Consider the following 12,107-nt stretch of genomic DNA (forward strand, 5'->3'; position numbering starts at 1 on the left):
TACCGCAAGGACACGGACGCGGCACGTGAAAGCGGCCGCGGCAAAGATATTCAAAACGCCGGCACATTCACCAGCGCATCACAGTTCGTGATACGTAACGTAATTACTCGAGAAGTCGTTACGCTGCAGAAAATTGGTAAACGTCATCGTGACCGAGGCGTCGAGTCCTTCCACGTAATGCCACCAGCCGATCGGCAAAAACAGCAATTCGCCAGGTTCAAGCGTGCACTCCACCAGATGGGCATTACGCATCGACGGGAAACGCTCGTGGTCGATCGCGCTGCCGTCCACCTGCGAATAGCAATGGAGAAAGTTGGCCATATGCGGTGTGTCGGACAACGGCACCAGCTTGATCTGTTTGCGTCCGATCACCTGCGCCATGAAGTTATTGGTCAGATCATGGTGAAACGGCGTCTTCGTTCCAGCCGGTCCCATCCAGAAAAACCCGGTATCGGGCGATCCGGCATCGAGATATTCGCCGATAGCCGGAACATCGGCCCATAACGCCGCGAGTGCCGCGCGATTGTGCGAGGTGTTATTGGCCGTCATGTAGAAATCGTTAGTCGAGCCGCTGCGCTCGACGAGATCGACATAATCGGCAAAGCGCATCATGCGCTTGAGCTTGGGCTGATTGATTTCGTAATTCGCATCCGACTCGCGGCCGAACTGCACTTCGACTTCGCAATCGCCACAACGCTCGCGAAAGTAGTCGAAACTCCACTGCCTGCGCGCCGGCCAGAAATCGAAAGCGCCGGTGATGATGACCGGCCGGTTCTGAAAGTAGTACTGCTCAAAGAACGCGTCGCGCGATAAACGCTCGCGCCTTTCGATCACGCCGCTTCCCGCACGCATGCGATTGAGCGTGCCGTACACCGACAATATCCATTCGCGTTTGCGCAAACGATTGCGCAAACGTGTTGCCCCCTCAAAGTAAGGACTCGCGAGCGCTGCCTCGATTTCACGCGCCGCTTCGGCCGGATCGAAACCATGTCCGACCAGCGCACCATGCACGCCGGGCGGCGGTGCGTCGAGCAGCAGATTCTCGGCAATCCAGCGGCGCCAGCCGTTATCGATCGAACGGATCACAGTGGTCACGGCATTCTCCCAAACGATGTTCGCAAACCCACCAGCGTCACACACAGATGTCCAAAAGAAAAGGCACGCGAGCCATACGGCGCGCGTGCCTTTTAACTACCTGACCGAAGACAAACAAAGCTGTCTTCCGCCATGCGGCTTTTACATCTTCACTACGTCGAGCAGCGTTTTCTTGCCGCCCTTGTAGTCATACAGCGAGATCACGCCGTGTTGAAGGTCGCCCTTCGAGTCGAACGTGGTTTCACCGATCACACCCTTGTAGTCGGTGCTCGGCATTGCTGCCAGGATCTTCGCCGGATCGGTCGAGTTCGCACGCTTCATTGCGTCGACGATGATGTACACAGCGTCATACGTGAACGGAGCGTAGATCTGGATCGGCTGACCGAAACGCTTCTGATACTTGGAGAGGAACGCTGCGCCGCCAGCCATCTTCTCGAGCGCCATACCGGCTTCCGAGCAGACGATGTTGTCGGTTGCGTCGCCAGCCAGGTCCGACAGCTTGTCGGTACACACGCCGTCACCTGCCAGCACCTTCGCGCGCAGGCCGAGCTGCTTGGCTTGCTTGGCGAACGGGCCGCCGGTGGCGTCCATGCCGCCGTACATGATCGCATCCGGGTTTTCGCCCTTGATCTTCGTCAGAATTGCGCGGAAGTCGACAGCCTTGTCGTTCGTCGCGTCATGCGACATCACGTTCATGCCGAGCGACTTGGCGGTCTTCTCGAATTCGTTGGCGAGACCCTGGCCATAAGCGGTCGAGTCGTCGACGATCGCGACGCTCTTCATCTTCATGGTCTTGGATGCGTAGTTAGCCAGTGCCGGACCTTGTTGCGCATCGGTCGCCACGACGCGGTACGTCGTCTTGAAACCTTGTTGCGTGTAAGCCGGGTTCGTTGCCGACGGCGAGATCTGCACGATGCCAGCATCGCTATAGATCTTCGAAGCCGGAATCGAGGTACCCGAGTTCAAGTGGCCAACCACTGCGACGACCTTATCGTCGACCAGCTTCTGCGCGACTTGCGTAGCCGTACGCGGGTCAGCTGCGTCGTCTTGTGCGTCGAGTTGCAGCGTGATCTTCTGGCCACCGATCGTCAGGCCCTTGGCGTTGATTTCCTCAACTGCCAGGCGCGCGCCGTTTTCGTTGTCTTTACCCAGGTGAGCAATACCGCCAGTCAGCGGCGCAACGTGACCGATCTTGACGACCGTGTCGGCCACAGCCGAAGTTGCCAACGTAGCGAACAGCATCGCCGCGGCGCTGATCGGCAACAGCTTTTGAATCTTGATGTTCATGTAAGTCTCCAGTTTCGGTCCCAAAAACAACGTAATCGCCCTGTGCCCCCGCGTCCCTACACGTGTCGCTCAGTCCCGTGGACGACCACGCCGGTTGCATCGTTCATGCACTTGGCCAGTACGTTCACCAACCTGTTTGTGGCAGGCGGCAACCCGTACTTGCGCGCAAGTGTAGGCCATCAAATTAAATTGTGGGACTTTTTTGAGGAAGTGGGATGAACACTAATAGCGTTTATCCAACAGAGACCTATTACGGGCGGACAGACAGGCTGGAAAGCACCAACCCATGCGGGTTTCCGCCAGGTGAGAGTTTCGTCTAACGGCAAAGCCTAAAGCTTTTAGTGCTTTAAACCGTTAATGGTTCAAATAGGCTTTGCGTTTAAAAACAAGGCGCGTCGCAGATCGCTGCAAGACACGCTTGAGTCAGGCTGAATCAACGTTTGAGCGCGGCGATCCGTGCTAATGCCGCGTGCCATTCCTGCTCGAGTTGCCCGACCAGTTCGGCAGCACCGAGGCCTTCCCGGCGCTTGCGGCCAAGCGGCGCGCCCTGGCCAGACCAGAGCGACAGATAGTCGCCGTTATCCGCGCGGCTCGCGGTTTGCCGTAGTTCCTGAGTCAAGGCGTTTTGCACTGGATACGGTGCGACCTTATCCGCCGACCCGCTCAAGCGCTGCATCAACGGATTGCGTATGCCGCGCGCATGACGGCCGGTGATCGCGCGCGTCACGGAGGTCGACGTGTCGGACATTGAACGTACGCGGGTTTTCCATGCCTGCGGTATCGCACTCTCCAGACAGGTGAGGAACGCGGTGCCCATCACCGCGGCTTGCGCGCCCAAGGCGAGCACGGCGACGATGCCGCGTCCGTCCATGATGCCGCCCGCGGCCAGGACCGGCAGGCCGGTCGCATCGACGAGTTGCGGTACGAGCGCCATGGTGCCGACCAGCGCCTCCTCGAATGCGCCGATGAAGGTGCCGCGATGCGCGCCGGCCTCCGCGCCTTGCGCGGCGATTGCATCGGCGCCCGCGTCGCGCCAGGCGACACCTTCGGCCACATGCGTCGCGGTGCCAATTACATATAGGCCGTTTGCATGCAGACGAGCGACGTCCTCGGCGGAAAGCAGCCCGAACGTGAAGCTCACCACCGGCACGCGCAATTCGATCAGCATGTCCAGTTGCGCGCGAAAATCCGGCGCGTAACGTTCGAGCGGCTGGCCCGACGGCAAACCGAGGTCCGCGCGCAGCGGATCGATTGCTTCGAGCGCTTGGCGCACGGTGGCTTCGTCCGGCGCAGCCGACTCCAATACAAACAGATTCACGCCGAACGGACGATCCGTCAGCGCGCGAATCGCCGCGACTTCGCTCGCGATCTTCTCGGGCGACAGCGCTGCCGCCGCCAGAAAGCCCAGGCCGCCGGCATTCGATACCGCGGCGACCATCGCGGGCGTCGTCGCGCCGCCGGCCATCGGCGCCTGTACAACCGGCACGCGCAACTCGAAACGCGCCGCGAACGGCGTCACAAAATTGCCTGCGTTCATGTTCGTTTCCTTTTCCGACAACGCGCTCGCGACACGGGCAAGCAGATACTCCGGACTGTACCGAGCGAGGCCACGACGGGGAAATGAATTATCGAGAATGTTTCAATCGTCTTACGAGATGGTCGCGGTGCTACGAGCGTCGTAAGGGCGCGCGCGGCCTCGCTGCACGGCGTTTCTTTTGATGGCAAACTGATCGGCCGCTTCAGGTATTCAAGCCTCTGGCATTCATTCAGACCGACCCCGCGCATCAACGCACGGGTAAATGGAGAGCAACATGAGCACGACTTCCCGCTGGATCGACATTCCCGCCGGCAACGACAGTTTCGGCGGCTATCTGGCACTGCCCAAAGGCGGCAAGGGACCGGCCGTCATCATCATTCAGGAAATCTTCGGCGTGAACAGCCATATCCGTTCGATCGCGGATCAGTACGCGCAAGACGGCTATGTCGCGCTTGCGCCGGACGTGTTCTGGCGCGTACAGCCGCGCGTCGAATTGACGTATGACGGTGCGGATCGTGAGAAAGGCATCGAGTTGATGCAAAAGACCAATGTCGACCTGGCGGTGGCCGATATCGGCGCAGCCGCCGCAGCGCTGCGCGCCATGCCGGAAGTGACCGGCAAGATTGCGGCGATCGGCTTCTGCTTCGGCGGTCAACTCGCGTATCTGGCAGCCGCGCAAGGTACGCTCGACGGCGCGGTCGCGTATTACGGCGGTGGCATCCAGAACAAGCTCGATCAGGCCGCGAAGATCAAAGTGCCGATGCAATTCCACTACGGCGAACTCGACGCGCATATTCCGCTGTCGGCTGTCGGCCAGATTCAGGAGCGCTTCGCGGGTCGCGCCGATGCGGAATTCAACATCTATCCGAACGCCGATCACGGCTTCAACTGCTCGGATCGCGCATCGTATAACCAGCCCGCTTCGGCGCTCGCGCATGGCCGCACGCTGACCTTCCTCGGTGAACGGCTGTAACTCGCGGCTGTAACTCGCGGCTGTAACCGGTGCTCGCAGCTTGCGCCAGTCATTCGCGACTTTAATCGGCGGCTGCAACGTGCGCCTGTACTGGGTTACTCTCTCAAAGACGACGTGCCATCGGCGCGTCGTCTTTCTTCCATGCGTATCGACGAACTGGGGACGACGGGACGTCCGGCACAGCCGTTCATCATGCGCATAGGCAACCGGCAGATCCAACACTCGATAGTGAGGGCCCCTCCGTCGTGCAATCAGACTATCTCGCTCATGACGCCATCGGCCTCGCCGAACTGGTTCGAAGCCGCGAAGCAAGCGCGCGCGAGTTGCTGGACATCGCGATCTCCCGCACCGAAGCCGTCAATCCCGCGATCAATGCGATCGTCCTGAAGGACTACGACGCCGCGCGTCAGCGTGCTTCGCGTGACGATGCAAACAGAGCGAATGGTGCGAACAATACGGATAGGGGAAGCGCGCAGGCAGCACTCGCGGGTGTGCCCTATCTGATCAAGGATCTGGGCGCAGCGGTCGCCGGGCTGCGCATGGCGATGGGCAGCCGTCACTATCGTCACTTCATTCCTACCGAGGACGCGCCAGTCGTCGCGCTCGCAAAAGCGGCCGGCCTCAATATCTTCGCCAAGACCAGCACCTCGGAACTCGGTCAGATGCCTTATACGGAGCCCGAACTGTTCGGCGCGTGCCGCAATCCGTGGAATCTCGACCATACGCCCGGCGGGTCCAGCGGCGGTGCGGCCGCGGCGGTCGCCGCGGGCATCGTGCCGCTCGCGCATGCATCGGATGGCGGCGGCTCGATCCGCATTCCCGCTTCATGTTGCGGACTGTTCGGCCTCAAGCCGTCCCGCGGACGTGTGCCGCGCGCCACGCCAACCGCCGCCGTCGGTGAACTCGGTATCGATCACGCGGTATCGCGCAGCGTGCGCGACAGCGCGTTGCTGCTCGATCTGCTGGCAGGCAACGCGGACAGACCACTCGGCGCACCCGGCACTTTCCTGGGCGCAAGCCGCGAGCCATGCAAGCCGTTGAACATTGCCTACGTCACCGATTCGATGCTGGCGCCCTCGCTCTCTGCCGACTCGCGCGCCGCGCTCGAAGACGCCGCGCAACTCGCCAGTTCACTCGGCCATAACATCGAACCGGTGTCGCTGGACATCGATTTCGCGGCAGTCCGCCATGCATTCCTGATGCTCTGGTCGGTGACGGCGGAAGAAATGGTGCTGAACGCCGATCGCATCACCGGCCGCAAACCGCTGCGCGACGAATTCGAAATCTCGACGTGGGCCATGGCGCATGTCGGCCGCAAACTCGGCGAGCGCGGCTTGCCCAGCGCACTGGAAGAACAGCGCCGCATCACCGAACGCCTCACCGATTTGCTGAACCGCTACGACGTGCTTCTGTGCGCGACGCTCGCCGGCTCACCGATCAAGATCGGCGAAATGCAGCCGACGTCAGCCGAGCGGATGCAGATGCGCGCTGTCACGGCGATGCCGCTCGAAGCCCTGATGAAGAAGCTGCTAGCCGAAGCGTCGAACAAGGCATTCGCATGGGCGGGGTGTACGGAATTGTTCAATCTGAGCGGGCAACCGGCGATGTCGGTGCCGCTTTACTGGAACGCGCGCGGATTGCCTATTGGTGTGCAGTTCGCCACGCGCGAAGGCGGTGAAGCTACGCTGTTGCGACTGGCCGCGCAACTCGAAGCGGCGCGGCCGTGGTTCGACAAACGGCCGCCGTTGATACAGGCGCGCAGCTAGATGTTCAGGCCGGTTTGCGCTGTGCGTCGAGATCCGCATGGTGCTTGCCGGGGATACAGGCCACCGCAACAATCGATAACGCCAGTCCGCCCATCACGTAGTAAGTCGGCGCGAGCGGCGAACCCGTGGTGTTGATGAGCCACGTCACGACGAAAGGCCCGAAGCCGCCGAACAGCATCACCGCGACGTTGTACGCGAGCGATAAACCAATCGAGCGCACGTTCGCCGGGAACAGTTCGGCAATCAACGCGCCGAACGGTCCGTAATAGCCGGACAGCGCGATCGACAGAAGCGCCTGCACGAGAATCAGTTTCGACACGCTCGGCTCCGCCGCGAGCCACGCGAACAGCGGGTAGATGATCACGAGCGTCAGTACCAGCGACCACAGCGAAAGCCCCTTGCGTCCGATCCTGTCCGACCATGCACCCGTCAGCGGCGAAAGCACCGTTAACAGCAGATTGCCTACGATCACCGCATAAAAGGATTGCGCATAGGGCAACTTCAGTTGCTTGACCGCGAAGGTCGGCAGATAGCTGATCAGCACATAGACCGTCACGGTGAGCGCGATCACCGCGCCGAGTCCGCACAACACTTCACGGCTATGGCTCGTGAACACTTCGCCGAGCGTCGCGCGCCGCGCCGTTTTTTGCGCAAGTAGAAAGGCTTCCGAATCGGAGAGATGCCGGCGGATATACAAGCCGATCGGTCCGATGATCAAGCCCAGAATGAACGGTACGCGCCAACCCCAGGACTTCAATGCCTCGGGCGAGAGGCCGCGCGTGATCAATGCGCCAACCACGGCACCGAGCAGAAGCGCCGCCGCCTGGCTCGCCATCTGCCAACTGCCGTAGAAGCCGCGCTTCGAGAACGGCGCTGCTTCGATCAGCAAAGCAGTAGAACTGCCGAATTCACCACCGGCGGAAAAGCCCTGCAACAAACGCCCGAGCACAATCATCAAAGGCGCGCCGATGCCGATCGCCGAATACGGCGGGGCAATCGCCAGCAGCAGAATGCCGAGCGTCATCAGCCCAATGACGAGCGACAGCGCCGCCTTGCGCCCCGCCCGATCCGCATAAAGCCCAAGGACGATGCCGCCGATCGGCCGCATGACGAACGCCACACCGAAGGTTGCGGTGGTCAGCAGCATCGACGAATAGTCGTTGCCTGCCGGGAAGAACAATTGTGCGATCACCACCGTGAGGAAGCCGAACACGGTGAGGTCGTACCATTCGAGTGCATTGCCAATCACAGCCGCCACGACGGCGCGTGTATTGAGGCTCCTTGACGCTGGTGCCATTCGAATCTCCAGCCTGCGAAAAGTGTCGCGTGGTAGGGCGTCTCAGCGTAGATATGCGTCGGCGTGCTTTAGCGCGAGCGAGAAAAAACAGCACCAACCGCGGCAATCGGATTGGAGTGTAAAGAGCGCGCAAGCTGTTTTCAATCAACAAAAAGGCGTCTGTTGCTCAGGGCAGCAGACGCCTCGATGATCGGACCGCAGTCCGGCGCCATGATGTTGCGGCGCATTTGCCGCGACACTGAATGTGCGCGCGGCTGGAGCGTAATCAGGCCTTCTTGTTATATGCGCTGCACCAACCCTTGCTCGCGACCTGCTTGCCCGCAAACATCGGGCAACCCGCGTAGGCGTCAGTCGGTTTGCCCTGGTAGAAGCTGCAGTTGCCGCAGTCCTGACCCGCCGCGTATTTCGCGTACTTGGCCTTGTCGACTTTGCTTGCGTCAGCCTTGTAGCCGAGCGCTTGCGCGGTCGGGTCGGTCTCGGCGACCTTCGGTGCATCGGCAAAAGCCTGGCGCGACAGAGCGAAGGTGGAGGCAACACCAATGCTGGTGATCAAAAACGTACGACGGGAAGATTTCATGGGGGACTCACTCCATTTATATTGAACTGATCGCCGTTCTGATGACAGCGGTCCCCAAGGATAGCAATGAAGCCGTCGCGCGTGACGACCCAAATGATAGAGATAACCGAATTGGTACGACCTCGCGCGCGTGTTTCGAGCGCGAAATGCCGCGGGATCGCATGACGTGAGCAGCGCGGCGAGCATTCAGGGGTGCGACAATTAAGCGCGCCCACTCAGTTCGCAGACACGCTGAGCGATCGCGAGCGAGGCCGTGAGTCCGGGCGATTCAATACCGAACAGATTGACGAGCCCGCGCACGCCATGCGCGGCCGGACCCTGGATCACGAAGTCGGCGGCGGGCTCGCCTGGGCCTGAGAGCTTCGGACGAATCCCCGCATAAGCGGGTTGCAGGGCATCGTCGGGAAGCGCGGGCCAGTACGCGCGAATCGCCGAGTAAAAGGAATCCGCACGACGCGGATCGACGTCGTAATTGATCGCATCGGCCCATTCGACGTCGGGACCGAATCGCGCCTGGCCGCCGAGATCGATCGTCAGATGCACGCCGAGGCCGGCTTCGTTCGGCATCGGGTAGATCAGCCGGCTGAACGGCGCGCGCCCCGAGATGCTGAAGTAGTTGCCGCGCGCGAGGTAGAGCGGCGGCACATGGCGCGCGTCGAGGCCGCGAATCGTGCGCGCCAGCGCGTTCGCGTACAACCCGGCGCTGTTGATCACGCAAGCGGCGCTGATCGTGGTCGGCGCGCTGCCACCTACCTTGATGATGAAGCGGGCGTTGCTCGCCTCGATCGCCTCGACCGGCGCATGGAACGCACATACCGCGCCGTCGCGCTCGGCATCGCCCTGAATCGCCAGCATCAACTGGTGACTATCGACAATGCCGGTCTGCGGCGAGAACACGGCCTCGACACATTCGAGCGCGGGTTCGAGCGCTTGCGCCTGATCGCCGTTGATCCGCATCAGATCGAGCACGCCGTTTTCACGGCCCTTCGCCATGATGCTTTCGAGCTGGGGCACCTGGCTGCGCGAGGTGGCCACCAGCAATTTGCCGCAGCGCGAATGCGGCACGTTGTGCTCGACGCAGTAGTCGTAAAGCATTTCGCGGCCGCGCACACAGAGTGCCGCTTTCAGCGAGCCGCGCGGATAGTAGATCCCCGCGTGAATCACCTCGCTATTGCGCGAGCTGGTGCCCACGCCAATCGCTTCGGCCGCTTCCAGCACGATTACCTCGCGCCCGCGCGCCGCCAGTGCGCGTGCCACTGCGAGACCGACCACGCCCGCGCCGATCACTACACATTCGATTTGATCCATGTCCCTTGACGCGGCTGACCTCGCCGCGCGCTGCCTCATTCACCCGATATAGATGAAGACCGGATGCGGCTATGGAGGACCGCACACCGCTCACTGTCGAACGCACCTGGCCTTACGCAATCGCTTTGCAAAATTGTACGACGCTGCACAGACGGAAATGCCCACAGTCGGGCAACTGCGGGCATTCGGTCTTGATCAGGTCTTAAACGTAGGGGCCGGACGAGTTCAGTGTACGCCGTCGACGGTCGCCGCGCTCGACTCTTCATGTCGGCGGGAGGCGGCGTGGTGCCGTGTCGTGACAGGCAATCGCATCTCATAATTAGCAACAATTGCCGAAGCATTCATCGCATTTCCGGTATAGACACCCGATTTCAGGCCACAAAAAAGCCGCCCGGAGGCGGCTTTCAGGCGAAAACAGGCCAAAAAACCTCAAAAACCGATCGGTTTCCGGCGATTTCCGTAATCCAGGCGAATATCGCCAGCGTCGATCTGATCACGCCCATCGATCCGTGCGGCGCCAAAGCCATTCAGAATCGCGCGCCGCATTTCACGCGGCGATGCCAGCTTCAGCGCATCGAGCGCGGCGTCGCCGAGCGTGCCGGGAAAGCGCAGACCCCAGTTATGCGCCGAGCGAATCTCGTCGTAGATCGATTGGGCGATACGGCGCGCGCCGTGATGGTCCGGCGGCGGAATCTCGTACACGTTCATCCGGTTCAGAATCGGCTCCGGGATCGAGCGCTCGTCGTTCGCCGTCGCGATCCAGATCACGTGGCCGGCATTGATCGGAATTTCGGCGAATTCGTCGATGAAGGTCTGCGCCGTATCGTGCTCGAGCAACGCGTAAAGCGCGCCAAGCGGATCGTATTGCGAATCACCGGTGGCCTTGTCGATTTCGTCGACCGCGATCACGGGGTTCGCGTAGCTGCCATTCACGAGCGCATCGAACACCTTGCCTGGCTTCGCGTTCTTCCACTGCGATGAGGCACCCGACAGAATCCACCCCGCCGTCAGCGAGCTCATCGCCACGTATTGGTAGGCGGTGCCGAGCAGACGCGCCAGCTGCTTGGCAAAGTGCGTCTTGCCGATGCCAGGATCGCCGAGCAGCAGGATCGGCATCAGTTCGAGCCGGTCTTCGGTCTCGATACACAAGGCGACCTGCTTGCGGATGTCGTCGAGCGGCGCTGAAAAGTTGGGCAGTGCGTCGATCAGATCGTCGATCGACGGCATCCGGTTCGGCTTGACGCAGAAGCGCAGATTGCCGGTTTTCAGCATCTTTTCGTACGTGGCGCGCAGTGCCTCGTTCGCGCCTTCGCCGAGATCGTTCAGCGCGGTTTCGACCTGATCGAGGTCGTATACCCGGCTGAAAGATGCCACGGCGATTTCCTGTTTGACCATTGCTGTTGTCATCGCTTACCCCGTCTGGCTGGTCTTGCTGCTGCGGCACCTGGTGGGCACCGTTTCAAGCCCAGTGTAACGAGGACATATTCGCGTGCAAGCCAGCAGTCATGCGGCTCTGCTGCTAACAACGGTCTGTTTCCGGCGACGCCCCGGAGGAAGTCCCCCGCGGATTCCCCTGCCCGCGAAATGGTGTGTTGCTGAACCCGGCCCCGTTTCACGTGTCAGAAAAGCGTTCAGCCCATCAGGCGTAAGATGGCCTTCTGATTACTCTGCCGGACGCAGTGACCGGAGACTCCTTCTATGTGGAAAACCAGTATCGTCGCGGTGCTAGCCGCCACACTGTTCGGCACTTCGCCGCTTGCGAACGCGCAACAGCAGTCGGCGCAGCAGGTCGTGCAATGGCAGTTGCAGGTCATGCGGGACGGCCAGCAGATCGACGCGTTCGAAGGCACCACCACCGTCGGCCAGGCCCGCACGGACACGCATCACAAGGTGGTGCAGCATAACGTCGGCTGTAAAGACCAACCCGGCGGCAGCATCGATCTGGCGCGCACGCTGACGGTCTCGCCGCTGCAGGCGGACGCGAATGCGGTCACGCTGTCGATCGAAGCCCAGGAAACGTTCGAAGACGACACCGCGCAACAGACCGACACCGGCTGCAAGCTGCCGCCGCAACCGCGTCAGGTGAGCGCAAGCCATCCGGGCCTGAAGGTGCCGGCGGGACAGTGGGCCAGCTGGACGATCGTCGATAAGAATCCGAACCTCGCTTACCGCGTGCGTGCAAGCCTCGCAAACAGTCCGAATTAGCGCAAACCCGCGCGGGCCCGCGCGAATCAAAGCGAATTGAAGCGAATAACCGAAGCCTCAAC

At 61.3% G+C, this 12,107-nt stretch carries 10 protein-coding genes; 3 read left to right on the forward strand and 7 right to left on the reverse strand.

Annotated features, from left to right (window positions below):
- Nucleotides 1-78 precede the first annotated feature (78 nt).
- The 3 genes from PQQ52_RS31460 to PQQ52_RS31470 form a co-directional block, all read right to left on the reverse strand.
- Nucleotides 79-1,095, reverse strand: a complete 1,017-nt coding sequence (locus tag PQQ52_RS31460; protein ID WP_408220400.1) for a cupin-like domain-containing protein — start codon at nt 1,093-1,095, stop codon at nt 79-81.
- Nucleotides 1,096-1,236: 141 nt separating this feature from the next.
- Nucleotides 1,237-2,382: a branched-chain amino acid ABC transporter substrate-binding protein gene (locus PQQ52_RS31465; RefSeq protein WP_408220402.1), complete on the reverse strand. Its 1,146-nt coding sequence runs from the start codon at nt 2,380-2,382 to the stop codon at nt 1,237-1,239.
- A 433-nt stretch (nt 2,383-2,815) separates the two neighbouring features.
- Nucleotides 2,816-3,919, reverse strand: coding sequence for an NAD(P)H-dependent flavin oxidoreductase (locus PQQ52_RS31470; protein WP_408220404.1), 1,104 nt, complete (start codon nt 3,917-3,919; stop codon nt 2,816-2,818).
- Nucleotides 3,920-4,193: 274 nt separating this feature from the next.
- Between PQQ52_RS31470 and PQQ52_RS31475 the strand changes: the two genes are divergently transcribed.
- Entirely contained in the window at nt 4,194-4,892 is a 699-nt protein-coding gene (locus PQQ52_RS31475) for a dienelactone hydrolase family protein (RefSeq protein ID WP_408220406.1), read from the forward strand.
- A gap of 245 nt (nt 4,893-5,137) precedes the next feature.
- Nucleotides 5,138-6,658 (forward strand): amidase, encoded by a 1,521-nt coding sequence (locus PQQ52_RS31480; RefSeq protein ID WP_408220408.1) that lies wholly within the window; start codon nt 5,138-5,140, stop codon nt 6,656-6,658.
- Nucleotides 6,659-6,662: 4 nt separating this feature from the next.
- Here PQQ52_RS31480 and PQQ52_RS31485 read toward each other — a convergent pair whose 3' ends face one another.
- The 4 genes from PQQ52_RS31485 to PQQ52_RS31500 form a co-directional block, all read right to left on the reverse strand.
- Nucleotides 6,663-7,955: an MFS transporter gene (locus tag PQQ52_RS31485; protein WP_408220410.1), complete on the reverse strand. Its 1,293-nt coding sequence runs from the start codon at nt 7,953-7,955 to the stop codon at nt 6,663-6,665.
- 265 nt (nt 7,956-8,220) lie between these two features.
- Nucleotides 8,221-8,532 (reverse strand): high-potential iron-sulfur protein, encoded by a 312-nt coding sequence (locus PQQ52_RS31490; protein ID WP_408220412.1) that lies wholly within the window; start codon nt 8,530-8,532, stop codon nt 8,221-8,223.
- A gap of 201 nt (nt 8,533-8,733) precedes the next feature.
- Entirely contained in the window at nt 8,734-9,840 is a 1,107-nt protein-coding gene (locus tag PQQ52_RS31495) for an NAD(P)/FAD-dependent oxidoreductase (protein WP_408220414.1), read from the reverse strand.
- 429 nt (nt 9,841-10,269) lie between these two features.
- Nucleotides 10,270-11,247 (reverse strand): AAA family ATPase, encoded by a 978-nt coding sequence (locus PQQ52_RS31500; protein WP_408220416.1) that lies wholly within the window; start codon nt 11,245-11,247, stop codon nt 10,270-10,272.
- Nucleotides 11,248-11,538: 291 nt separating this feature from the next.
- Here PQQ52_RS31500 and PQQ52_RS31505 point away from each other — a divergent pair, with 291 nt between their 5' ends.
- A complete protein-coding gene (locus tag PQQ52_RS31505; protein ID WP_408220418.1) occupies nt 11,539-12,045 on the forward strand; it encodes a hypothetical protein in 507 nt (168 codons plus the stop codon).
- Nucleotides 12,046-12,107 lie beyond the last annotated feature (62 nt).

Source organism: Paraburkholderia sediminicola, from assembly GCF_046030555.1.
GTDB lineage: Bacteria > Pseudomonadota > Gammaproteobacteria > Burkholderiales > Burkholderiaceae > Paraburkholderia > Paraburkholderia sediminicola_E.

Coding starts and splice junctions, on each gene's coding strand:
- PQQ52_RS31465 (WP_408220402.1), bottom strand. CDS start 2,382: ATGAACATCAAGATTCAAAAGCTGTTGCCGATCAGCGCCGCGGCGATG.
- PQQ52_RS31470 (WP_408220404.1), bottom strand. CDS start 3,919: ATGAACGCAGGCAATTTTGTGACGCCGTTCGCGGCGCGTTTCGAGTTG.
- PQQ52_RS31475 (WP_408220406.1), top strand. CDS start 4,194: ATGAGCACGACTTCCCGCTGGATCGACATTCCCGCCGGCAACGACAGT.
- PQQ52_RS31485 (WP_408220410.1), bottom strand. CDS start 7,955: ATGGCACCAGCGTCAAGGAGCCTCAATACACGCGCCGTCGTGGCGGCT.
- PQQ52_RS31490 (WP_408220412.1), bottom strand. CDS start 8,532: ATGAAATCTTCCCGTCGTACGTTTTTGATCACCAGCATTGGTGTTGCC.
- PQQ52_RS31495 (WP_408220414.1), bottom strand. CDS start 9,840: ATGGATCAAATCGAATGTGTAGTGATCGGCGCGGGCGTGGTCGGTCTC.
- PQQ52_RS31500 (WP_408220416.1), bottom strand. CDS start 11,247: ATGACAACAGCAATGGTCAAACAGGAAATCGCCGTGGCATCTTTCAGC.
- PQQ52_RS31505 (WP_408220418.1), top strand. CDS start 11,539: ATGTGGAAAACCAGTATCGTCGCGGTGCTAGCCGCCACACTGTTCGGC.